Source organism: Streptomyces sp. NL15-2K, from assembly GCF_030551255.1.
Taxonomy (GTDB): domain Bacteria; phylum Actinomycetota; class Actinomycetes; order Streptomycetales; family Streptomycetaceae; genus Streptomyces.
In genome coordinates, this window is the sequence record NZ_CP130630.1 from 8,074,334 (window position 1) to 8,097,468 (window position 23,135).

Sequence of the window (23,135 nt, forward strand, 5' to 3'; positions counted from 1 at the left end):
CGATTTACGGGAACGTCAGTTTCCAGCCGTTGATCCGGCCGGTGTCCTGGGCCGCATTGTCCTGGACTCTCAACTTCCAGAGGCCGTTGGCGACTTCGGAGGAGGCGTTCACCGTGTACGTGGTGTTGATGTTGTCCGAGCTCCCACCGGTGCCGTACGCCTTCAGCGTGTACGCCGTGCCGTCGGGCGCGACCAGCTGCACCTGGAGGTCACCGACGTAGGTGTGGACGATGTCGACCGCCACCGCGAGGTTCGACGGCGCGTTGCCCGTCCGGCCGGAGACGGTGATCGACGAGGTGACCGCCGCGCCGTTGTCCGGAATCGATACGTCGGTGGCGTTCTCGAAGGACGTACCGCCACCGCCACCGCCGGGACGCGCGCCGACCGCGACGCCCGCCCAGGCGTTCGCCACCGCCGTGTACTCGGGCGAGGTGGTGCCGTACAGCTCACCGGCCGCAGCCAGGGTGCCGGTGCGGGCGCCCGCGTAGTTGGTGGTGGACGTGAACTTCGTGGTCAGCGCGCGGAACCAGATCTTCTCCGCCTTGTCCCGGCCGATGCCGGTGACCGCAAGGCCGTCCGCGGTGGGCGAGTTGTAGGTGACACCGTTGATGGTCTTGGCGCCGCTGCCCTCGCTCAGCAGGTAGAAGAAGTGGTTCGCCGGGCCCGAGGAGTAGTGCACGTCGATCGAGCCGATGCCGGAGTACCAGTTGTCCTTGGACGAGCCGTCCTGGCTCGGCCGGTCCATGTACCGCAGCGGCGTGCCGTCGCCGTTGATGTCGATCTCCTCGCCGATGAGGTAGTCACCGACGTCGGAGGAGTTGTTGGCGTAGAACTCGACCGTCGAGCCGAAGATGTCGGAGGTGGCCTCGTTCAGCCCGCCGGACTCGCCGCTGTAGTTGAGCCCGGCCGTGTTGGAGGTGAGCCCGTGGGTCATCTCGTGCGCGGCCACGTCGATGGACGTCAGCGGGTTGGCGTTGCCCGAGCCGTCGCCGTACGTCATGCAGAAGCAGCCGTCCGACCAGAACGCGTTGACGTAGTTGTTGCCGTAGTGGACGCGGGAGTACGCGCCCACGCCGTCGCCGCGGATGCCCGAACGCCCGTGCACGTTCTTGTAGTAGTCCCAGGTCAGCGCGGCGCCGTAGTGCGCGTCGGCGGCGGCCGACTCCAGGTTGGACGGGCTGCCGTTGCCCCAGATGTCGTCGGGGCCGGAGAAGAGCGTGCCGGTGCCGGAGGTGCCGCGGTTGAGGTTGTACGTCTTGTGGTTGCCGCGGGCGCCGTCGGTGAGGTTGAACGCCGACCCGGACTGTGTGGTGCCGAGGGTGACCGTGCCGCTGTACACCGTGTTGCCGGTGCCGGTCTCGATGGCCTCCCACTCGTACAGCTTCTCGCCGCTCGCCGCGTCCGTGACGACGTGCAGCTCCTGCGGGGTGCCGTCGTGCTGGAACCCGCCCACGACCGTCTCGTACGCCAGCGTCGGCTTGCCGTCGCCCGCCCAGATCACCTTGCGCGGGGCGCGGTTGACATCGGGGCTCTTGGCGTCCTCCGCCTTCGCCGCGGCGAGCGCCTGCTTCTCGGCCTTGGCGGCGGGCAGGGCGGCCGTGGTGGTGGCCGGCTTGATGGCGGCCCGGGTGGCCTTGACGACGGCCTCGGTGGCGTCGGCCTTGGTGCTCTCGACGACGAGGTCGCCGCCGAGGACGGGCAGGCCGTCGTAGGTGCGCTCGTAGCGCGTGTGGACCGTGCCGTCGCCGTCCTTGAGGACGTCACGGACGACCAGCTTCTCCTTGGCGCCCAGGCCCAGGTCCTTCGCGGTGTCCGCCTTGGCGGCGTCGGCCTGGCGGATCAGTTCGGCGCGCTGGGCGGGGGTGAGCTTGACCGACTCCGAGCCCGGTACGACCTTGCCCGCAGCCGACGGTGCCTTCTCCGGGGCGGCGGTGGCGGCGCCCGACTGGACGGCCGCGGCGATCAGGGCGGAGACGCCGACGAGAGCGACGGCGGCGGCCCGGCGGTGCGCCGGGCGGATGGTGCGGGTGTGGGAGGTGCGTCTGTGGGAGGGACTTCTCAACACTGACTCCTTCTGCGCGGCCGCGGGTCGCGCGGCCAAGGGGAGACCGGTCGGCGGGTGGGCCGTCCGGGCACAACGGGGTGGTACGCAGAACGACGTGCGGGAGCGACGCCACGGCGCAACGGTGTGATGGATCTGTGGGGTTGCTGTGACGTAGTCGTGGGAAGAGTGGCAGGAGATCGTGGCTCCTGTCAGGGGCGCGTCAGAAGATTGGCCGGAAGTCGTTCGTTGTTCGGGGGTTCATGTTCGATATACGGACTATTCGTTACGCGGACTATTGGGTCAGTCGGAGGGCGACCAGGCCGGAGGCCGGCTCAGGGGCGCGCGTCCCCGTGCCACGACCCCCACAGCGCCGCGTACGCCCCCTGAGCCGCCACCAGCTCCTCGTGCGTGCCGAGTTCGGTCAGCCGGCCGTCCTCCATCACCGCCACCCGGTCCGCGTCGTGCGCGGTGTGCAGGCGGTGGGCGATGGCGATGACGGTACGGCCCTCGAGTACGGCGGCCAGGGCGCGCTCGGTGTGCCGGGCGGTCGTCGGATCCAGCAGGGCGGTGGCCTCGTCGAGGATCAGCGTGTGCGGGTCGGCCAGGACGACCCGGGCCAGGGCGAGTTGCTGGGCCTGGGAGCCGTCCGTACGGCAACCGCCCTCGCCCAGCGCCGTGTCGAGGCCGCCGGGCAGCTCACGTACCCAGGTCTCGGCGCCGACGGCGGTCAGCGCGGCCCACAACTCCCCGTCGCTCGCGCCGGGTTCGGCGATCAGGAGGTTGTCGCGGAGCGTGCCCAGGAACACGTGGTGCTCCTGCGTGACCAGCACGACCTGGCGGCGCAGTTGCTCGGGCCCGAGACCGACGACCGGCACCCCGCCCACCGTCACCGTGCCCGAGGTCGGCGCGTCGACGCCCGCCAGCAGCCTGCTCAGGGTGGTCTTCCCGGCGCCGGAGGGGCCGACGACCGCCAGCCGTTCCCCGGGACGCACGGTGAGGTCCACCCCGTGCAGCACCTCGGCGCCGCGACCGTAGGAGTAGTGCACGTCGGTCACGTCGATCCGGTCGCCGTCCGGCGTGGGGGAGTCGGCCTGGTCCGCCCTGGGCGCCCGGGCCAGCCCCTCGACGCGGGCGAAGGAGGCGCCGCTGCTCTGCAGTTGCTCGACCCGGACCAGGATCTCGTCCAACGGCGCGCTGAACTGCTGCAGATACACCGCGGCCGCCACGACCGACCCCAGGCTCATCGCTCCGTGTGCGTGCAGGGCCCCGCCGGCCAGCAGCACCCCGGCCACGGGAAGGATGTACGACACCTCCACGACGGGGAAGAACACGGTGCGCAGGTACAGCGTGTGGAAGCGTCGGCGGCGGGAGACCTCCAGCGCGTCCCGGCTCGTCGCGATCCGCCGCTCGGCCAGCCGGAACGCCTCGACCGTCCGGGCGCCGGACACGGTCGCCGAGAGGATCTCCGCGACCTGGGAATTGGCCTCGCCCTCGGCGAGATAGGCCGCGCGGGCCCGGCGCAGATACCAGCGCAGCACGCACCAGATGGGCATCAGGGTGAACACGCCGATCGCGCCGAGCAGCGGGTCGATGACGAACACCGCACCGAGCAGGAACAGCGCCTCGATGATGTTGATCAGGAGCTGGGGACCGGTGTCCCGCAGCGTGGTGCCGACGGTCGTCACGTCGGCCGTACCGCGTGCGGTCAGGTCGCCCGTACCGGCCCGCTCCACCACCGATGCGGGCAGCGCCAGCGCCCGGTCGACGAACTCCTCGCGCACCCGCGCCAACGTCCGCTCCCCGAACCGGTGCCCCAGGTACCGGGCCCAGCGCGCCAGCAGCAGCTGCGCCCCCGCGCACACCAGGATGCCGAGCGCCAGCCGGTCCACGGCTCCCGCCCCGCTCCCGGCCCGCACCTCGTCGATGATCCGGCCGAGCAGCCACGGCCCGGCGAGCCCCGCCGCGGCGGCTGCCGCGTTCAGGGCGAGTACGGCCAGGAAGGCCCGCCGGTCGGCCCGCATCAGCCGTACCGCGGCCCGGCGCACGTCGGGGGGCTCGGCGATGGGCAGGTGCCCCTGACTCATCCCACGACCTCCTCGGCGTCCGTGTCCCGCGCCACGAGAGACCGATAGCCGGGGTCCTCCGCCAGCAGTCGCGCATGGCTGCCGCTCGCCGCGACCTTGCCGTCGACCAGGTGGTACACGATGTCCGCCCGGTCCAGCACGAGCGGTGACGTGGTGGTGAGGACGGTCGTACGACCCTCGCGCGCCTCCCGCAGCCGGTCCGCGACCGCGGCCTCGGTGTGCGCGTCGAGCGCCGACGTGGGCTCCACGGCCAGCAGTACCTCGGGGTCGGCGAGCAGCGCCCGCGCGAGCCGGACACGCTGTCGCTGGCCGCCGGAGAGGTTGCGGCCCTGCGCGTCGACCGGCGAGTCGAGCCCGTCCGGCAGACCCTGCACGATGTCGTCCGCCACGGCCGCGTGCACCGCGCGCAGGATCTCCGCCTCGCAGGGCTCCCGGCAGCCGCCGACCAGCGCGCGCAGCGGGCCCGCGAACAGGTCGGCCTCGGGGTCGGCGACCAGGATCCGGGTGCGCAGCCGCGGCAGCGGGATCTCGTCCAGGCGCACCCCGCCCCAGGTGGCCGCGGAGGGCTCGTACCGGCCCAGGCGGTCGATGACGGCCGCGGTGTCCGCCGGCCGGGCCCCGGCCAGCGCGGTCAGCCGGCCCGGCAGCACCCGCACCCCGGATTCCGGGTCGTGCAGCACGGCCGGTTCGGCGGGCGCGTCGCGGGTGCCGCCGTCCGGCTCCGGCTCCAGCCGCAGCAGCCCGACGACGCGCCGGGCGGCCACCGCTCCCCGGCCCAGCATGTAGCCCCAGTCGATGAAGTACGCCACCGGACGCACGATCACGGCGACATAGCCGTAGACCGCCACCAACTCGCCCACGGTGATCGCCCCTTGGGCGGCCAGCCGGGCCGCCAGCCAGGTCACGACGGCCAGGAACAGCGTCGGCAGTCCCACCCCGACCGCCTGCATCCAGCTGGTGACGGCCCCGACCCGGTACCCCTGGTCCCGCAGCCGTGCCGAGTCCCGGCGGAACCCGTCGGCGATCAGTCCCTTGCCGCCGAGGCCGTTGAGGACGCGCAGCCCGCCCGCGAGGTCGCCGATCCGCGCGGTCAGCACGCCCTGGCGCTCCCGGTACTCCGTCTCCGTGGCCTGTAACCGCCGCATCAGCGGTCCGACGATCACGGCGATCAGCGGCAGCCCGAGCACCACCACCACGGCCAGCTGCGCGGACACCGACAGCAGCAGCGCGGCGACCGCGCAGTAGGCGACGACCGCGCCGACGCCGGGTCCGACGACCGTGAGCGCGGAGGCGATCGTCTGCACGTCCCCCACACCGATGGTCACGACCTCCCCGGCCGCCGTCCGCCGCGGCAGCGCCGCCCCCAGCCGCACCACGTGGTCGACCACGACCTTGACCGTGCGGAAGTTGGCGTCCATCCGCACCCGGGTCATGGTGCGGTGGCGCATGATGCTCAGCCAGGCGTTGAACGCCCCGACCGCGACCAGCGCCGCCGTCCATCCGGCGAGGGTGCCCGTGTCGCCCCGCTCAAGCCCGTCGTCGACGGCCCGCGCCATCATGTACGGCGTGGCCGACAGCAGCACCATCCACACGCTTCCCAGCAGCGCCCCCGCGACGGACCGCCCCGGCTGCCGCCGTACCAGCCACCACAGGTACGACCAGCCGCCGCGACAGCCGGGCGTACCCGGATCCTCGTACGTGTCGATCATGTGCTGTTGTCCCCCGATCGTTCACGCCAGACTGTCCCGCCACGCCCGATGCAGATCCGCGAACCGGCCGGTGCCCTCGATCAGGTCGGCCGGAGTGCCGTCCTCGACGATCCGGCCGTGCTCCATGACCAGGACCCGGTCGGCGATCTCGACGGTCGACAGCCGGTGCGCGATCACGACCGCCGTACGGCCGTGGAGGACCGTCGACATCGCCCGCTGTACGGCCCGCTCGCCCGGGATGTCGAGCGAGCTGGTCGCCTCGTCCAGGATCAGCACGGCCGGGTCGGCCAGCAACGCCCGTGCGAACGCGACGAGCTGGCGCTGGCCGGCGGAGATACGGCCGCCTCGCTTGCGTACGTCCGTGTCGTAGCCGTCGGGCAGCTCGCTGATGAAGTCGTGCGCGCCGATGGCCTTCGCGGCCTGCTCGATGTCCTCGCGGGTGGCGTCCGGGCGGCCGATGGAGATGTTCTCGGCGACCGTGCCGGAGAACAGGAACGCCTCCTGCGTCACCATGACCACCCCGCGCCGCAGTTCCGGCACGGCGAGGTCGCGCAGATCGACGCCGTCGAGGAGGATCCGGCCCTCGGAGGGGTCGTAGAACCGGGCGAGCAGCTTGGCCAGCGTCGACTTGCCCGCGCCGGTCGAGCCGACGACCGCGACCGTCTGCCCGGCCGGCAGGGTCAGGTCGAAGCGGGGCAGCACCTCGCCGCCGGTGCGGTAGGCGAACCGGACCCCGTCGAAGACGACCTCGCGGCCGGGCTGCTCGGAGGCCAGGGGCGGCAGCTGCCGGGGCGTCGAGGGCTCGGGCACGGACGGTGTCTGGGCGAGCAGCCCGGCGATCTTCTCCAGCGAGGCCGCCGCCGACTGGTACGAGTTCAGGAACATGCCGAGCCGGTCTATCGGGTCGTACAGCCGGCGCAGATACAGCACCGCCGCCGCCAGCACGCCCAGCTCCAGCGAGCCGTCCGCCACCCGGTGGGCGCCCCACAGCACGATCAGCGCGACGGCCGTGTTGGCGACCAGCCGGGAGCCGGTGACATAGCGGGCCATCTCGAGGATCGCGTCGCCGTTCGCGCGCTCGTGCCGCTGGTTCAGCACGCGGAAGTCGGCGTCGTTGGCCGCCTCGCGGCGGAACGCGCGCACCGGCCGGATGCCGTTCATCGTCTCGACGAACTTCACGATCACGGCGGCGATGGCGGTCGACCGCTTCGCGTACACCTGTGCCGCACGCCGCCGGTACAGCCGTACGAGGAGATACAGCGGCACGAAGGACGCCACCGCGACCGCGCCCAGCCCAAGGTCCAGCCAGAGCAGCAGGACCGAGATGTAGACGAAGGACAGGATGACGGTGACGAGCTCCTGCAACCCCTCGTCGAGCAGTTCGCGCAGGGACTCCACGTCCGTGGTGGAGCGGGAGATGAGCCGGCCCGAGGTGTAGCGCTCGTGGAAGTCGATGCTCAGCGCCTGGGCGTGGCGGAAGATACGGCCGCGCAGGTCCAGCAGCACGTCCTGGCTGACGCGGGCGGAGGCGATGACGAACGCGCTCTGGAGGCCGCCGGAGACGAGCGCGCAGAGCAGATAGCCGGCGGCGACCGCTGCGAGGGGGCCGTTGTCGTGGTCGCGGAACGCGGGGACGGCGGTGTCGATGGCGTACGCCACCAGCAGCGGGCCCGCCTGTACGGCCGCCTGCTGGAGCAGCAACAGCAGGCTCGTGACGGCCACGCGGGCCTTCATCGGGGCGAGGAGGGAGCGCAGCAGGGCCGCGGTGGCGCCCGGGGGCGTGGGCAGGACGTCGCGGTCGAAGGCGTCGCCCGAGGCGTGGGGTTCCTCGGCCGGCTTCTTCCTGTCAGGTTGCTCCTTGCCCGGTGGGGTGGTCGTGGGCGCCGTCATCGGGCGGCCTCCTCGGTCCCGGCCATCAGATGGGCGTACTCGGCGTTGGTGCGCAGCAGTTCCTGGTGGGTGCCGACGGCGGTGATACGGCCGCCGGAGAGCAGGGCGACGCGGTCGGCGAGCAGGACCGTCGACGGTCGGTGCGCCACGATGAGGGCGGTGGTGTCCGCGAGGACGTCCCGCAGAGCCGCCTCGACGGCCGCCTCGGTGTGCACGTCCAGGGCCGACAGCGGGTCGTCGAGCACGAGGAAGCGGGGGCGGCCGACGACGGCCCGGGCCAGCGCGAGACGCTGCCGCTGACCTCCGGAGAGGCTGTGGCCCTGCTCGCCCACCTGGGTGGCGGTGCCCTGGGGGAGGGCGTGGACGAAGTCGGCCTGCGCCACGGCGAGGGCGCGCTCCAGCTCGGGGGTTCCGGCGGTGTCGGCGGCGCCCATGAGAACGTTGTCGGCCACGGGGGCGGAGAAGAGGGTGGGTTCTTCGAAGGCGACGGCAACCCTTGAGCGCAGCTCTTCCCGGGACATGTGCGTGATGTCCTCGCCGTCCAGGGTGATGTGCCCGGACGTCACCTCGTGGAGGCGGGGGACGAGGGCCGTGAGGGTGGTCTTTCCGCTGCCGGTGGCGCCGACGAGGGCCATGGACTCGCCGGGGCGGATGTGGAGGTCGATGTGGTCGAGGACGGGGGGTGAGTCCTTGGGGGCGTCCGGGTAGCGGAACCGTACGTCGTGGAATTGAAGGCCGCTCTCGCCCACGGCGGCAGCGGCGGGGGCAGGGGCAGCGGTCGGCTCCTCCGGCTTCTCGTCCAACACCTCGAAGTACCGCTCCGTCGCCGTCGCCGCCTCCTGGCTCATCGCGAGCAAGAAGCCGATCGAGTCGACAGGCCACCGAAGCGCGAGCGCCGTGGACAAGAAGGCCACCAGCGTCCCCGCCGAAAGGACACCGTCGGCCACCTGCACGGTCCCCAGCACCAGCGCCGCCCCAATGGCGATCTCCGGCAGCGTCACGATGACGCCCCAGATCGTCGCCAGCAGACCCGCCTTCCGCAGCTCGGTCCCGCGCAGGGTGCGGGACAGCTCCCGGAACGCCCGCTGCTGACTCTTGTGCCGCCCGAAGCCCTTGATGATCCGGATGCCGAGCACGCTCTCCTCGACGACCGTGGTCAGATCCCCCACCTGGTCCTGCGCGCGCCGCGCCACCTGGGCGTACCGCTTCTCGAAGACCACGCACATCACCATCACGGGGATGGCCGGCCCCAGGATCACCAGCCCCAGCGACCAGTCCTGCATCAGCATGATGATCACGCCGACGACGATCGTCACACCGTTGACCAGCAGGAACGTCAGCGGAAAGGCGAGGAACATGCGCAGCAGCATCAGGTCCGTCGTCCCCCGGGACAGCAGCTGACCCGAGGCCCACCGGTCGTGGAACGCCACCGGCAGCCGCTGCAGGTGCCGGTACAGATCCGCCCGCATCGCCGCCTCGACCCCCGCCAGCGGCCGCCCCACCAGCCATCGCCGCAGCCCGAACAGCAGCGCCTCGGTGAACCCGAGCAGCAGCAGGTACAGCGCTCCGAGCCAGACGCCCGCCGGGTCCCGGTCGGCGATCGGCCCGTCCACCATCCACTTCAGGACGAGCGGGATCACCAGCCCGACGCAGGAGGCGAGCACCGCGACGAACGCGGCGCTGAAGAGCCGCACCCGCACGGGTCTGACGTACGGCCACAGCCGCAGCAGCGTGCGTACGGCGGATCGGTCCGTGGTTTCTTCGGTTTCGTCGGTTTGTTCGGGGTCCTTGGCGGTGGCAGGTGTAGTGGGCATCAGCTGTGAGCGTCTCTGATCAGTTGAGGTATCCCAAGGCAGGCGTGCCTGGCCGCGGGATGTGTCCATCGTGGAGGGGTGGCGTGAGCGTGCAGATGGAATCCCGCGCCCAGCGCTGCTCCTCGTGGCCGGTGGCCGGGATGGGGTCTCCCTTGCTCGGGCGGGGCCGAGAGCTTGGCGGAAGGTGTGCTGATCGTTGTCACGCCCTGGTTCCGGTGGGCTGCGCGAAGCAGCCGGGTCCGGCCCGTTGGTGCGTGTCCCTCCGGACGCTGGCCAGCACTGCCTTGCGGTCGTGCTGGGGAGGGTGCCCTGCGTCGCCTGGGCGCGGGGCGTGTTGTCCTGCGCCGGGTAGGTCCGGTCTTGGACCGGTCCCGGCGGGTCTCGATGGTGGCCTGGGCGACCACAGCGTTGACTTCGAGCCTGTCCACGACTGAGCGGATGACCATCTCGCCGGTGGAGCAGTCAGCGACGGTCTTGGCCTGGTGGGTCAAGCCCCGTGCCGCGATGCGCTGCCACGCCCCGGTGTCGCGGTCGCCCTGCCAGCCGCAGTCCGGGTTCGGGCAGATGGCCCATTTCCAGCCCGATGTGGTGGGCCGGTCGGGGGCCTTGCGGTGCCGCAGTGGAACAAGACAGCGTGGGCATTGCTTGGAGGTGTTGTGGGCTGGGACCGTCACGACGGCGATGCCCGTCTCGGCGGCCAGGTGCCGCATCCGTTCGACGATCTGCCCACGTATCTGCTGGGACAGACGGGTGTTCATTGTGCGGCCCATGCCCCGGGCCTCCATCGAGCGGAGGTCTTCGACATAGATTACCGTCGCGTCGGTGGCGATGGCCTGGTCGACCGCCCAGCGGGCCGCAGCCCAGGCGAGCGCATCGTTGAGGTTCGACCGGCGGTTGGAGACGTGCCGGGTCTCTTCGATGAGCATGTGGTGTTTGGTGGTCAGTTGGTGCTGAGCGTCCCCGGACATGAGCCGTTGAAAGTGATCGGTCTTGGCGTGCAGATGCTGAGACTCGCGGCGCAGCCGGTGCTGTTTGGCCAGCACGCCCGCTGCCCGGAACATACCCCCGGTCCCGAGGGCGGTGACCTTCCCGTCGTTGTTCAGCCGGACGGCGCCCGCGCTGAGCAGCGTGTTCAGGCCCCAGTCCACGCCCAGTGCGATCGCGTGCCCGGTGCGCCGGGCCTTCGGCACGGCGTGTGTGTAGGCGAGATCGGCCCGCACCTTGCCCTGGTGGATGCGGAGTGTGGGCAGGTGCAGCAGCGCGCCGGGCGGGATCGTGGGGGGCAGCGTGATGGGGCAGGCCACCCACGTCCAGTCCTGGTAGGAGCGCGGGTCCGGGCGGGTGGGCAACTGCAGCCGCAGCAGCGCCCGGCCCGGATCGTCGGCGCGTGCGATGGTGGCCTGCTGCCCGTCGCAGGCCGACAACAGCAGCATCCTCGCACTGTGGGGTGCGGCCTCGAGCTCGAACACGTCGACCGGCAACCGGTCGTGCTTCCGCGTGAAGACATCGACCTGCCGTGTCCGGGACGTGATCACGCTGGACGGCAGGTGCCGGCCGCCGGGTATTGCCTCGCGGACGGCATCCCACTCTTCAGGGGTGCGCTTTGCGGGATCAGCGGGCCACGTCCCCGTGACCCCCCTGGTCAGGTCGGCGCGCCACTTTGCCGACCGCAGCGTGCGCCCAGAGTGTTCCTGGGCCATGCGAACGATCCGGTCGTTGACAACGATGCCCTCGGCCGGGGTGACGGTCCAGCCCAGGCGCCGCAGCGCCATCCATGCGTTCGACGGCAGCTTCCTGCCCCCGGCATCCAAGCCTGAGGCCAACACGTCCACATCGGCGGCGTTCCAGTGCGCCGTCAGCAGATCGGCGGCCATGCCTGATACCAGACCGGCAGCCCATCCAACACGCTCCGCCAGCACAGTCGCGGTGAGGAGTTCCCCGGTCCGCTCTTCCACGCCCGCGCGCAGCAGACCAGGGGCACAGGCAGTGCGGGTCATCTCGCCCCTGGCAAGCGGCAGCTTCCGACTTGCCAACGCAGCCCCCTTTCCCGTCCGTGGTGCTGTCATTCGATCAAACGAGACTCTCGTGAAAAGGTCACGCATTCGATCTGCGAACTGGCATACGACGGCGTCTCCGGTGCCGGACACACGACATGGCGCCAGCTGGTGACACATCCCTACGAATGGCAAAGCCTACGGATCGCCACTGACACTGCCCACCGAGTTTCGGCCGGAGCGACATCGGCCGCTGGTCCAACGACCTGCACGTTCGAGGATTCGTGGGCTGACCAGGCGGCTGCGCGTCAGCCTCACCCGACCACCTTGAGCAGCAGCACGGCCCGGGCCGGCACCGTGATGGCCGCCCCCGCCCGGTGCACCACCCCCGGCGCCTCCCCCTGCTCCTCCCGTGCCGTGTCGACGACCAGCTCGTACCGTTCCGCCCACGGCGGCCCCGGCAGCACGAAGCTCGTCGGGCGGTCCCCGGCGTGCAGCACGGCGAGGAAGCTGTCGTCGACGATCGGTGCGCCCCGCTCGTCGCGGCCCGGGATGTCCCGGCCCGAGAGGTACATGCCGAGCGTGGCGGCGGGCGCGTACCAGTCCCCTTCCGTCATCTCCGTGCCGCGCGCCGTGAACCAGGCCAGGTCGCGCAGGCCGTCCGCCGAGTGCGCCCGCCCGGAGAAGAAGGCCCGGCGGCGCAGCACCGGGTGGCGATGGCGCAGGTCTGTCAGCCGGGCGGTCAGGTCGAAGAGGGCCTTCCAGCCCGGGTCCTCCAGCAGGCCCCAGTCCAGCCAGCCGACCTCGTTGTCCTGGCAGTACGCGTTGTTGTTGCCGCGCTGCGTGCGGCCCAGCTCGTCGCCCGCGACCAGCATCGGCACACCCGTCGACAGCAGCAGCGTCGTCAGCAGGTTCCGCAGCTGGCGGCGCCTGAGCGCCTGTACGCGCTCGTCGTCCGTCTCTCCCTCCGCGCCGCAGTTCCACGAGCGGTTGTCGTCCGTGCCGTCCCGGTTTCCCTCGCCGTTCGCCTCGTTGTGCTTGCGTTCGTACGACACGAGGTCGCGCAGGGTGAAACCGTCGTGCGCGGTGATGAAGTTGACCGAGGCGTACGGCCGCCGCCCTCCCCAGGCGTACAGGTCGCTCGACCCCGAGAGCCGGTAGCCCAGGTCCCGTACGTCCGGCAGCGCGCCCCGCCAGAAGTCGCGGATCGCGTTGCGGTAGCGGTCGTTCCACTCCGTCCACAGGGGCGGGAAGGCCCCGACCTGGTACCCGCCGGACCCCACGTCCCACGGCTCGGCGATCAGCTTCACCCGCCGCAGCACCGGATCCTGCGCGATCACCGCCAGGAAGGGGGACAGCATGTCGACGTCGTGCATCGAGCGGGCCAGCGCGGCGGCCAGGTCGAAGCGGAAGCCGTCCACGCCCATCTCCGTGACCCAGTAGCGCAGCGAGTCCGTGATCAGGCGCAGGACGTGCGGCTGGACGACGTGCAGCGTGTTGCCGCAGCCCGTGTAGTCGGCGTACCGCCTGGCGTCCGACTGCAACCGGTAGTACCCCCGGTTGTCGATGCCCTTCAGGGAGAGCGTGGGCCCCAGTTCGCCCGCCTCCGCTGTGTGGTTGTAGACCACGTCGAGGATGACCTCGATGCCGGCCGCGTGCAGGGCGCGCACCATGCGCTTGAACTCGCCGACCTGCTGGCCCGTCGTACCGGAGGCGGCGTAGGCCGCGTGGGGCGCGAAGTAGCCGATGGAGTTGTAGCCCCAGTAGTTCTTCAGCCCGCGCCTGAGCAGATGGTCCTCGTGCGCGAACTGATGCACCGGCAGCAGCTCCACGGCCGTCACGCCCAGCTTGACGAGGTGCTCGATCGCCGCCGGGTGCGCGAGGCCCGCGTACGTGCCCCGCAGCTCCTGCGGGATGCCGGGGTGCAGTTGCGTGAACCCCCGTACATGCACCTCGTAGATCACCGAGTCCGCCCACGGCGTCTTGGGCCGGCGGTCGTCCATCCACTCGTCGTCGGGGGCGTCGTCGTGGACGACGACGCCCTTCGGGACGTACGGCGCCGAGTCCCGGTCGTCGCGCACGGTGTCCGCGACCTGCTGCTGGGGCCAGTCGCGGACGTGCCCGTACACCTCCGGCGGCAGGCTGCTGTAGTCATTCCCTTCGGCGGCGTCCACCGCGCGCGCGTACGGGTCGAGGAGCAGCTTCGCCGGGTTCCAGCGGCCGCCGGTCCACGGGTCCCAGCGGCCGTGCACCCGGTAGCCGTACCGCTGCCCGGGCATCACGCCCGGCACGAAGCCGTGCCAGATCTCGTGCGTCAGTTCGGTCAGCCGGGCCCGCGTCTCCTTGCCGGCCTCGTCGAACAGGCACAGCTCGACCGCCTCGGCCCCGCCCGCCCACAACGCGAAGTTGGTGCCCGCCACGCCGTCCGGACCGACCCGGAACCGGGCCCCCAGCGGCATCGGCGCACCCGGCCACACGGGCACGGCCGGCACTTTGCGCTGCGCGCCGTTCACCAGGGCGGCAGGACGCCCTTTCTCGGCGGCAGGCACCGCCTCCTGCTCGGCTGCGCTGGACACCTGTCAGCCTCCCACGGCTCGCGGAACGACGTGGGAAAGGGCGAATGACGTCCCGGCCACGGCACCCCCTCGCGTCGTTCTCCCCACTGTTCTGCCCAGAGCTTGGGTCGCACTCACGTTTCCCCGAAGCAGGCCCGGTCGTTGGGATCGTCGTGAGGCACGTAACTGGGCGCGCACGGCGCGTGGGGGTCGCACTGGCCGCCGTACTGACATGGGCAGGACTGCTCGCCGGAGCCGCCGGCTGCACGGCCGACGGCGCGGGCGGCATCGGAGGCATCGGAGGCATTGGCGGGCTCGGCGGGCTCGGCAAGCCTCCGGCGCCCGAGGACGTCATCCGGATCTCCCCGGACGACGGCAGCAAGGGCGTACGGCCGGAGGAGAAACTCCGGATCCGGGTGCCCAGCGGCCGCCTGGAGTCGGTGAAGGTCGTCAAGTCCCAGGACGCCCAGGAGTCCCCGGTGCCCGGGCACCTCTCCGAGGACGGCCTGAGCTGGGAGCCCGACGACGACAGGCTCGCGCTGGCCGCCAAGTACACGATCGACGCGGTGGCCCTGGACGGCCAGGGGCGCCGCTCCGCCCGGCACACCACCTTCACGACGTACGTCCCCGAAGAGCGCTTCATCGGATACGTCACCCCCGAGAACCGCTCCACCGTAGGCACCGGAATGATCGTCTCCCTGGAGTTCAACCGGGAGATCGAGCGCCGCGCGGCCGTCGAGCGAGCCGTCCACGTGAGCGCGAAGCCGCCCGTGGAGATCCGCCCGCACTGGTTCGGCAAGTCCCGCCTCGACTTCCGCCCCGAGCGCTACTGGAAGCCGGGCACGCAGGTCACGGTCTCTTTGCGGCTGAGAGACGTCGAAGGAGCACCCGGCGTCTACGGCCTCCAGTACAAGACGTTCTCCTTCACCGTAGGCCGCAGCCAGGTCTCGCTGGTCGACGCGGCCGAGCACACCATGGAGGTTCGGCGGGACGGCGAGCTGCTGGCCACCGTGCCGATCACGGCCGGGGCGCCGAAGACCACCACGTACAACGGCCGGATGGTCGTCACCGAGATGCTCGAAGTGACCCGCATGAACAGCCGCACGGTCGGCTTCGGCGGTGAGTACGACATCCCGGACGTCCCGCACGCCATGCGCCTGACCACCTCCGGCACCTTCCTGCACGGCAACTACTGGGCGGCGGACGACGTCTTCGGTGAGTCCAATGTCAGCCACGGCTGTGTGGGGCTGAGGGACGTGAAGGGCGGCGGTTCGGACACACCGGCGGGCTGGTTCTTCGACCGCAGCCTCATCGGGGACGTCGTCGAGGTCGTCAACAGCAATGACAAAAAGGTCGCTCCCGACAACGGCCTCGGGGGATGGAATATGGGATGGAAGGCGTGGAAGGCGGGCAGCGCGGTGAAGTAACCGGACAGGGGGGAAGGTTCGGGCACCTTGCCCGCGAAGTCGGTACTGATGAAGTCGGTACAGAACAGTGACCATGAGCTGACGAGATGCCAAAAATCTTGCGGTTAATATGCGCCGATGCGTGCGGGCCGCGCGCTGGGGAGCGGGTCTGACCAGGCCCGGCGAGGGGAGAGAAGTTGAACGTGCGACCGATATCGGGGGCGTCGGTTGACGCGCGGGAGCGCAGCGGCAAGGGGGTACTGGCGCTGATACTCGGCGTCCTGCTGCTGGCCGTCACCGCGTGCGGCGGGGGCGGCGGCTCCGACTCGGGGTCCGAGGGGAAGGACGAGGCCAAGGACTCCGCCCAGGCGGAGACCAAGCAGTCGCAGGCCGTCGTCTCCATATCCCCCAAGGACGGTGCCAAGTCCGTCGACACCAGCGGTGCCCTCAAGGTCGGTGTCGCCAAGGGCAAGTTGACCAAGGTCGAGGTCAAGGACGCCGAGGGCACCGCGATAGCCGGGAAGATCACCGCCGACGGCGCCGCCTGGCAGCCGTCCACGCACCTCGCCGCCGGCACCAAGTACACGGTGCACGCGGTCGCGAAGGACTCCAAGGGCCGGGAAGCCGCCGAGAACGCCGGCTTCACCACCCTGACGCCGAAGAACACCTTCCTCGGCAACTTCACCCCCGAGGACGGCTCGAAGGTCGGCGTCGGAATGCCGTTCTCGATCCGCTTCACCCGGGGCATCACGAACCCCGACGACGTCGAGAAGGCCATCACCATCAAGACCGAACCGGCCGTCGAGGTCGCGGGCCACTGGTTCGGCAACGACCGCCTGGACTTCCGCCCCGAGAAGTACTGGAAGGAAGGCACCAAGGTCACCGTCGACCTCAACCTCGACGGCGTGGAGGGCCGCGACGGCGTCTACGGCAAGCAGGACAAGACCGTCTCCTTCACCATCGGCCGCAACCAGGTCTCCGTCGTCGACGTGGAGACCAAGCAGATGAAGGTCATGCAGGACGGCAAGGTCATCAAGACCATCCCCGTCACCACCGGCAAGCCCGGCTACGACACCTGGAACGGCCAGATGGTCATCAGCGAGCGGCTCACGGTGACCCGTATGAACGGCGAGACGGTCGGCTACGGCGGCGAGTACGACATCAAGGACGTCCCGCACGCCATGCGCCTGACCACCTCCGGCACCTTCATCCACGGCAACTACTGGGGCGGCGGCGCCTTCGGCAACTACAACGCCAGCCACGGCTGCATCGGCCTGCGCGACGTGAAGGGCGGCTACGACAGCGGCGTGCCGGCCGCGTGGTTCTTCAACCACTCGATGATCGGCGACGTGGTCACGGTGAAGAACTCCAACGACGCGACGGTCGCCCCGGACAACGGGCTCAACGGCTGGAACATGTCGTGGGAGAAGTGGAAGGCGTGAACCTTCCTTGATGTGCGGGCCCGGTGCTGTGACATACGGCATCGGGCCTATGCCGTTAGTCCCCGTGCTGTGCCAGCCTGGGGGCAACCCCCGGCCCCCGGGCCGAGTGTGAGCGACCGCACCCGGCCGGCTCCGTTAGTCCCCGTTAACCTGCCTGCATGACCGTGAATCTCGAAGTCGCCGAGGGCGTCGGCACGATCCGTCTCGACCGCCCGCCGATGAACGCGCTGGACGTGGCCACTCAGGACCGGCTGAAGGAGCTCGCCGAGGAGGCCGCGCGCCGTGACGACGTGCGCGCTGTGATCCTGTGGGGCGGGGAGAAGGTGTTCGCGGCCGGCGCGGACATCAAGGAGATGCAGGCCATGGACCACACGGCGATGGTCCTGCGCGCCCGCGCCCTCCAGGACTCGTTCACGGCGGTGGCCCGCATCCCCAAGCCGGTGGTGGCCGCCGTCACGGGCTACGCGCTGGGCGGCGGCTGCGAGCTGGCCCTGTGCGCGGACTTCCGTATCGCCGCGGACAACGCCAAGCTGGGCCAGCCCGAGATCCTGCTCGGGCTGATCCCGGGCGCGGGCGGCACGCAGCGCCTCTCCCGGCTGGTCGGTCCCTCCAAGGCGAAGGACCTGATCTTCACGGGCCGCATGGTGAAGGCGGACGAGGCGCTGACCCTGGGCCTGGTGGACCGGGTCGTCCCGGCCGACGAGGTGTACACCGAGGCGCACACCTGGGCGGCGAAGCTGGCGCAGGGCCCGGCGATCGCGCTGCGCGCCGCCAAGGAGGCGATCGACACGGGCCTGGAGACGGACATCGAAACAGGCCTGGCCGTCGAACGGAACTGGTTCGCGGGCCTGTTCGCCACGGAGGACCGCGAGCGGGGCATGCGGAGCTTCGTGGAGGAAGGGCCGGGCAAGGCCAAGTTTCTCTGAATCTCATCGAATTGATCTCGGGGAATCCTGCCGAATCCCTTGCAATTGACGTGATGTCTCACCCGCGTCCCTCGATGGGGCGGTTTATGGGAGCCTTAAGGCAACCTTAAATCTGCCCTGTCGAGGGAACCTGTCGATTGCCGCCGAGTGAGCCTTCGCCGCAGGTCGGACGAGCTGCCGAAGGCTCCGAAATGCCTGTGACATATGCCGATCGACTCCTGCGGAATGAAGGATTCCGGGGGGTGTATTCCTCGGGAACGGCCCCGGGGGGCGCTGTGGACGGCCATGATGGGGGCATGGCGGGGCTGGAGGGTATCGAACAGCCGCGGGGAGACGGCCGTGCGACCGCGGCGCGCTGGTCTCCGGCGGTCGAGGACGAACACGCACTGAAGGCACTCGAGTTGTTCGGCAACCCCACGGAGGCGGAGGTTCCGCTGCCGTCCCGCCCCGAATCCGCGGCCTCCGCGCGCCGACTGGCCCAGGTCGTGGTCCTCCGCCAGTGGGGTCTCACCCCCAAGATGACGGAGGACGTCGTCCTGCTGGTCTCGGAACTGGTCGGCAACGCCGTACGCCACACCGGCGCCCGCGTCTTCGGCCTCCGTATGCGCCACCGCCGGGGCTGGATCCGCATCGAGGTCCGCGACCCCTCCCGGGGCCTGCCCTGCCTCATGCCGGTCCAGGCGATGGACATCAGCGGCCGGGGCCTGTACCTCGTCGACAAACTCTCCGACCGCTGGGGCGTGGACCTGCTGCCCAGGGGCAAGACGACGTGGTTCGAGATGAGGGTGGCGGACCACTGACGGTCGCCTCCGGCGGTCGGGCGGGATACCGGGGGGCGTCGTCGTCCGCGACCCTGACCGGTCCGTCAATCGGATGAATCACCCGTTTTCCCCCGCAACCCGCCTTAAATGGTGCGGGTGACCACGACTGACCGCCGGACGGCCCTCCTCACGGGAGCCGTCCTCACCGCCCTCGCCCTCGCCGCCTGCGGGACCGAGACCAGGGACCGCGCCACCGAAGGCCGCGGCACCAAGGCCGCCGTACCCGCCCCGCCGAAGAAGGAGACCGTCCAGGGCCTGCCCGGCATGCCACCCGTCCTCGACCCGAAGGACGTGTACGCGGCCGACCGTCCGAACAAGCTCTCCCCGGTGGTCAAGGACTTCCCGTCCCGGGTCTACGTCCCCAACACCGAGTCCGACACGGTCTCCGTCATCGACCCGAAGACGTACAAGATCATCGAGACCATCCCCGTCGGCCGTCAGCCCCAGCACGTCGTGCCCTCCTGGGACCTGAAGACCCTCTGGGTCAACAACAACCGCGGGCACACCCTCACCCCCATCGACCCGAAGACGGGCAAGGCGGGCAAGGAGGTGGAGGTGCACGACCCCTACAACCTCTACTTCACGCCCAACGGCAAGCACGCCGTCGTCATGGCCTCCCTCGACCGCGAACTCGTCTTCCGTGACCCGCACACCATGAAGCGGATCAAGACGGAACCGGTCACCTGCTACGGCGTCAACCACGCCGATTTCTCCCTCGACGGCCGGTACTTCATCGTCTCCTGCGAGTTCAGCGGCGAACTGCTGAAGGTCGACACCGAGAAGATGAAGGTCGTGGGACAGCAGAAGCTGCCGTTCGACGGCGCCATGCCGCAGGACGTCAAGATCTCCCCGGACGGCAAGAGGTTCTACGTCGCCGACATGACGGCCCACGGCATGTGGGTCCTCGACGGCGACAAGTTCGACACGCCGAAGCTCCTGCCCACCGGCAAGGGTTGCCACGGCCTCTACGTCAGCCGCGACTCGCGCGAGATGTACGTCTCCAACCGCGGTGAAGGCTCCGTCTCCGTCTTCGACTTCACCCGGAACAAGCTCACCAAGAAATGGCACCTGCCCGACGGCGGCAGCCCCGACATGGGCGGTGTCTCGGCCGACGGAAAGGTCCTGTGGCTGTCGGGGCGTTACGACGCCGAGGTGTACGCCATCGACACCCGCACCGGCACCCAGCTCGCCCGCATCCCCGTCGGCAGCGGCCCGCACGGCTTGGCCGTCTATCCGCAGCCGGGCCGGTACTCCCTCGGCCACACCGGCATCTTCCGCTGACATCAGGTCAGTTGACACGCCGCCGCACGAGTGACGATCCCCGACCCGGCGCCGTACACACGGGATCGTGCTCCCCATGATCACCACTCGCCTGCGGCGGCGCGCCGCCGCCGCCGTCCTGTCCCTGGCCGCCGTCCTCGCCACCACGGCCGCCACGGCCCCCGCCGAGACCGCTCCCACGACGGCTCCCGCCAAGGCCGCCCCCGCCTGCCCCCAGTTCGCCGACCCGGTCGCGGCCGCCGCCGACCGCCGGGTCGACGTTCGCCGCATCACTCCCAAGCCGGTGTGGCGCAACACCTGCGGCACCCTCTACCGCAGCGACGGCCGCGGCCCGGACATCGTCTTCGAACAGGGCTTCTACCCGAAGGACGTCGAGGGCGGCCAGTACGACCTCGAGAAGTACGTCCTGGTCAACCAGCCCTCGCCGTACGTGTCGACGTCCTACGACCACGATCTGTACAAGACGTGGTGGAAGTCCGGCTACAACTACTACATCGACGCCCCCGGCGGCGTGGACGTCAACAAGACCATCGGCGACACCCACAAATGGGCCGACCAGGTCGAGGTCGCCTTCCCCGGCGGCATCGCGCGGCAGTACATCATCGGGGTCTGCCCGGTGGACAAGAAGACCAAGGTCGAGATCATGAGCGACTGCCGGAGCAACCCGCACTACAAGCCCTGGCACTGACGCCCCTCAGGCGCTGAGCAACACCTCCGACCCCACCGGCAGATAACCGGCCGCCTGGAACGCCCGCAGACTGCGGGCGTTCCCCGCCGACACCTGGGCCCACACCGGCTCGCCCCCGGTCAGGTGCCGCGCCGCGTGCACCAGCGCACGCCCGAGCCGCCGCTGCCGTACGTCCTCGGCCACCTCGACCGCGACCTCCAGCCGCCCGGCGACTCCGCGCCCGAGGACGAGCACACCGCCGTCCGTGGTCCACACCCGCACGTCGTCGCGCCGCTCACGGGAACTCACGACCCTCGGGTGCGCGGGATCGTCGATCTCCCGCAGCGCGAGCGGCGGCTCGCCCGGCAGCGGCGCGCCCACCGTCATCACGTCGATCGTGTCGCTCCGGCGCCCCGTACGGTCCATGAGCGCCGCGAGGAACCGCGCGTTCATGGTCGCGGCGAGGGCGTCGCAGTCGACGGCGCGCAGGGTCTCGTACACCCACGCCGGATCCTCGTCCGTGCAGACCACGGAGTGCGCGGTGAAGGCGAAGACCCCGGCGTCGCGAGGGGAGTGCTGGGGTACGACGGTCGTGGCGCCGTCCGCCGGCGGGAAGACGCCCCGGGCCGCCGCGCCGAGGATGTCCCGCAGTGTGTCCATCAGCAAGGCGCCCGCTCCTTGAGTCTCCACCCACTGGAAGACCCACACTCGCAGACGAGGAGTTCGGCCGGGTGGTCGCCGCACTGGAGGCGAAGGCGGGCAGCTAATCTGACCTTCGTCAGGAAGCCGACCAGGCGCGAGCAACACAGCAACACGAGACAAAAAGGGGCGGATCGGTGGCGGACATCGAGGAAGCACGTAAGCAGTTCGAACGGATCGACGCGGACGGTGACGGCCTCATCACCCCCGCCGAGTTCAAGACCGCCCTGGCTCAGGGGGGCGACTGGAACGTCACCGAGTCCGTGGCCGAGGCGATCATCGCCTCCCGCGACCTCGACGGCGACAAGCTGATGTCGTTCGACGAGTTCTGGACGTTCCTGAACAAGTGACGCACCTGAAAGGGGCGCCCGACCGGGTTGGCGGTTTCTAGGTGTCGTCGCAACACGTGGTTGTGTTGATCAGGCGGTGAGCAGTTTATGCAGGCGCTCGGCTGGGGTTTCCCGGCCGAGCGTTTTGCGTGGGCGGCCGTTCAGCTCGGCGGCGACGGCGTCGAGGTGCTCGCGGGTGTGGACGGCGAGGTCGGTGCCCTTGGGGAAGTACTGCCGGAGCAGGCCGTTGGTGTTCTCGTTCGAGCCGCGCTGCCAGGGGCTGGCCGGATCGCAGAAGTAGACCGGGACGTCGGTGGCGATGGTGAACGCGCCGTGGCTGCCCATTTCCGAGCCCTGGTCCCACGTCAGGGACCGTCGCAGGTGGGACGGCAGGGTCCGGACCGTGGTGACCAGCGCGTCGCGAACGCTCTCGGCGCCGTGGTCGCCGGGCAGATGCAGGAGCATGACGTAGCGGGTGGCCCGCTCGACCAGGGTACCGATCGCCGACTTTCCGTCCTTGCCGATGATGAGATCGCCCTCCCAGTGCCCGGGGACCGCCCGGTCCTCGGCTTCGGCCGGACGCTCGCTGATCATGACCATCGGGGTGGCGAACCGGGGCCGGCGCTGCTGGGCCTGGCGGCGAGGTCTGCGCCGGGCGCGTCCGGTGCGCAGGGCGCGGGCCAGTTCGCGGCGCAGCTCACCCCGGCCCTGGACGTAGAGGGCCTGGTAGACCGTCTCGTGGACCACGTGCATCTCCGGCCGCTGGGGAAACCGTGCCCGCAGAGCCTGACAGATCTGCTCCGGGCTCCACCGTAGGTCCAGGTGGTCCTGGATGAAGTTGCGCAGCTGCGGGTTCTGGCCGATCTTCCCGGGCTTCGGACGGGGCCGGCGGGCATCGGCACGGGCCTGGGCCGCGTGCGGGCGGTACTGGCCGCCCGTCGGGTGACGGTTGCGGCGGATCTCCCGGCTGACCGTCGACGGGCTGCGGCCCAGCTCCGCGGCTATCGCCCGCACGGTCGCCTTCTCCCGCAGCCGGTCGGCGATGTGAATGCGGTCTTCCTCGCGCAGGTACCGGGACGGCCCGCAGGGCGCTGCCACCGCGTTGATCGGTGGCAGCGCCTTCCGGTTACCGTATGCCTGACGACCGTTGCGCCACTTCTGGCCGGTCCGGCGGTCGATCCCGACGATCCGGCACGCTTCCCGGTTGCTCACACCCTGCTGCATGAGCCGGGAGTATGCCTCCCGCTCCCTGGCGAGCTTCTTCCTGCCCTGAGGCCTCTCCCGGTCCTTACGGATCTCGAAGTCCATCGCACCCCTTGAACTGGGGTGTTGCAACGACTCCTAGAACCCAAGGTTTCCGGCGGGCGCCCCTTTGTCATGCGGTCCGGTTGCCATGCGGTCCGGCTCGTCCGACCACGACACTCCTCTGGCAGCTTGCTGCCAGTCGGGTGAGCCCTCTGTCGGACAGCCGTCC

16 protein-coding genes are annotated in these 23,135 nt (G+C 70.5%); 7 read left to right on the forward strand and 9 right to left on the reverse strand.

All coding sequences use genetic code 11. The features are described from left to right. Window positions 1–4 precede the first annotated feature (4 nt). The 7 genes from Q4V64_RS36565 to glgX all read right to left on the reverse strand — a co-directional run bounded on the left by Q4V64_RS36565 (window position 5) and on the right by glgX (window position 14,111). Window positions 5–2,065, reverse strand: a complete 2,061-nt coding sequence (locus tag Q4V64_RS36565) for a M4 family metallopeptidase (protein ID WP_124439119.1) — start codon at window positions 2,063–2,065, stop codon at window positions 5–7. 311 nt (window positions 2,066–2,376) lie between these two features. Next, window positions 2,377–4,128 carry an ABC transporter ATP-binding protein gene (locus tag Q4V64_RS36570; protein ID WP_124439118.1) on the reverse strand — a complete coding sequence of 584 codons (1,752 nt, stop codon included), beginning with the start codon at window positions 4,126–4,128 and terminating at the stop codon, window positions 2,377–2,379. Then, complete coding sequence (locus Q4V64_RS36575) at window positions 4,125–5,837, reverse strand: ABC transporter ATP-binding protein (RefSeq protein ID WP_124439117.1); 1,713 nt, start codon at window positions 5,835–5,837, stop codon at window positions 4,125–4,127. The genes Q4V64_RS36570 and Q4V64_RS36575 overlap by 4 nt, the downstream gene beginning before the upstream one ends. Before the next feature lie 21 nt (window positions 5,838–5,858). Continuing rightward, window positions 5,859–7,727, reverse strand: coding sequence for an ABC transporter ATP-binding protein (locus Q4V64_RS36580; protein ID WP_124439116.1), 1,869 nt, complete (start codon window positions 7,725–7,727; stop codon window positions 5,859–5,861). After that, window positions 7,724–9,541: an ABC transporter ATP-binding protein gene (locus Q4V64_RS36585; RefSeq protein WP_124439115.1), complete on the reverse strand. Its 1,818-nt coding sequence runs from the start codon at window positions 9,539–9,541 to the stop codon at window positions 7,724–7,726. The genes Q4V64_RS36580 and Q4V64_RS36585 overlap by 4 nt, the downstream gene beginning before the upstream one ends. Next, a complete protein-coding gene (locus Q4V64_RS36590; RefSeq protein ID WP_303713786.1) occupies window positions 9,541–11,538 on the reverse strand; it encodes a zinc ribbon domain-containing protein in 1,998 nt (665 codons plus the stop codon). Before Q4V64_RS36590 ends, Q4V64_RS36585 begins: the two co-directional genes overlap by 1 nt. Before the next feature lie 311 nt (window positions 11,539–11,849). Beyond that, window positions 11,850–14,111, reverse strand: coding sequence for a glycogen debranching protein GlgX (gene glgX, locus Q4V64_RS36595; protein ID WP_124439114.1), 2,262 nt, complete (start codon window positions 14,109–14,111; stop codon window positions 11,850–11,852). 152 nt (window positions 14,112–14,263) lie between these two features. On the opposite strand from glgX, the gene Q4V64_RS36600 reads away from it, so the two are divergent. The 6 genes from Q4V64_RS36600 to Q4V64_RS36625 all read left to right on the forward strand — a co-directional run bounded on the left by Q4V64_RS36600 (window position 14,264) and on the right by Q4V64_RS36625 (window position 20,654). Then, window positions 14,264–15,517: an Ig-like domain-containing protein gene (locus Q4V64_RS36600; RefSeq protein ID WP_124439113.1), complete on the forward strand. Its 1,254-nt coding sequence runs from the start codon at window positions 14,264–14,266 to the stop codon at window positions 15,515–15,517. A 176-nt stretch (window positions 15,518–15,693) separates the two neighbouring features. Continuing rightward, complete coding sequence (locus Q4V64_RS36605; protein ID WP_172629113.1) at window positions 15,694–16,938, forward strand: Ig-like domain-containing protein; 1,245 nt, start codon at window positions 15,694–15,696, stop codon at window positions 16,936–16,938. A gap of 158 nt (window positions 16,939–17,096) precedes the next feature. Continuing rightward, window positions 17,097–17,864 (forward strand): enoyl-CoA hydratase-related protein, encoded by a 768-nt coding sequence (locus tag Q4V64_RS36610; protein ID WP_124439112.1) that lies wholly within the window; start codon window positions 17,097–17,099, stop codon window positions 17,862–17,864. A gap of 296 nt (window positions 17,865–18,160) precedes the next feature. Beyond that, window positions 18,161–18,664: an ATP-binding protein gene (locus Q4V64_RS36615; protein WP_124439111.1), complete on the forward strand. Its 504-nt coding sequence runs from the start codon at window positions 18,161–18,163 to the stop codon at window positions 18,662–18,664. A 117-nt stretch (window positions 18,665–18,781) separates the two neighbouring features. Next, entirely contained in the window at window positions 18,782–19,966 is a 1,185-nt protein-coding gene (locus Q4V64_RS36620) for a YncE family protein (protein WP_253266861.1), read from the forward strand. A 76-nt stretch (window positions 19,967–20,042) separates the two neighbouring features. Further along, window positions 20,043–20,654 carry an ADP-ribosyltransferase gene (locus tag Q4V64_RS36625; RefSeq protein WP_124439109.1) on the forward strand — a complete coding sequence of 204 codons (612 nt, stop codon included), beginning with the start codon at window positions 20,043–20,045 and terminating at the stop codon, window positions 20,652–20,654. 6 nt (window positions 20,655–20,660) lie between these two features. Here Q4V64_RS36625 and Q4V64_RS36630 read toward each other — a convergent pair whose 3' ends face one another. Then, window positions 20,661–21,293: a GNAT family N-acetyltransferase gene (locus Q4V64_RS36630; protein ID WP_124439127.1), complete on the reverse strand. Its 633-nt coding sequence runs from the start codon at window positions 21,291–21,293 to the stop codon at window positions 20,661–20,663. Window positions 21,294–21,469: 176 nt separating this feature from the next. On the opposite strand from Q4V64_RS36630, the gene Q4V64_RS36635 reads away from it, so the two are divergent. Beyond that, window positions 21,470–21,682 (forward strand): EF-hand domain-containing protein, encoded by a 213-nt coding sequence (locus Q4V64_RS36635; RefSeq protein WP_124439108.1) that lies wholly within the window; start codon window positions 21,470–21,472, stop codon window positions 21,680–21,682. Between the two features lie 69 nt (window positions 21,683–21,751). Here Q4V64_RS36635 and Q4V64_RS36640 read toward each other — a convergent pair whose 3' ends face one another. Further along, complete coding sequence (locus Q4V64_RS36640) at window positions 21,752–22,969, reverse strand: IS30 family transposase (protein ID WP_348540796.1); 1,218 nt, start codon at window positions 22,967–22,969, stop codon at window positions 21,752–21,754. Between the last annotated feature and the right edge of the window lie 166 nt (window positions 22,970–23,135).

Bases quoted from the DNA above. Each gene is read 5' to 3' on its own strand.
- Q4V64_RS36570 (WP_124439118.1), bottom strand. From the start codon at position 4,128: ATGAGTCAGGGGCACCTGCCCATCGCCGAGCCCCCCGACGTGCGCCGG.
- Q4V64_RS36575 (WP_124439117.1), bottom strand. From the start codon at position 5,837: ATGATCGACACGTACGAGGATCCGGGTACGCCCGGCTGTCGCGGCGGC.
- Q4V64_RS36580 (WP_124439116.1), bottom strand. From the start codon at position 7,727: ATGACGGCGCCCACGACCACCCCACCGGGCAAGGAGCAACCTGACAGG.
- Q4V64_RS36585 (WP_124439115.1), bottom strand. From the start codon at position 9,541: ATGCCCACTACACCTGCCACCGCCAAGGACCCCGAACAAACCGACGAA.
- Q4V64_RS36590 (WP_303713786.1), bottom strand. From the start codon at position 11,538: ATGACCCGCACTGCCTGTGCCCCTGGTCTGCTGCGCGCGGGCGTGGAA.
- Q4V64_RS36610 (WP_124439112.1), top strand. From the start codon at position 17,097: ATGACCGTGAATCTCGAAGTCGCCGAGGGCGTCGGCACGATCCGTCTC.
- Q4V64_RS36615 (WP_124439111.1), top strand. From the start codon at position 18,161: ATGGCGGGGCTGGAGGGTATCGAACAGCCGCGGGGAGACGGCCGTGCG.
- Q4V64_RS36625 (WP_124439109.1), top strand. From the start codon at position 20,043: ATGATCACCACTCGCCTGCGGCGGCGCGCCGCCGCCGCCGTCCTGTCC.
- Q4V64_RS36630 (WP_124439127.1), bottom strand. From the start codon at position 21,293: ATGGACACACTGCGGGACATCCTCGGCGCGGCGGCCCGGGGCGTCTTC.
- Q4V64_RS36640 (WP_348540796.1), bottom strand. From the start codon at position 22,969: ATGGACTTCGAGATCCGTAAGGACCGGGAGAGGCCTCAGGGCAGGAAG.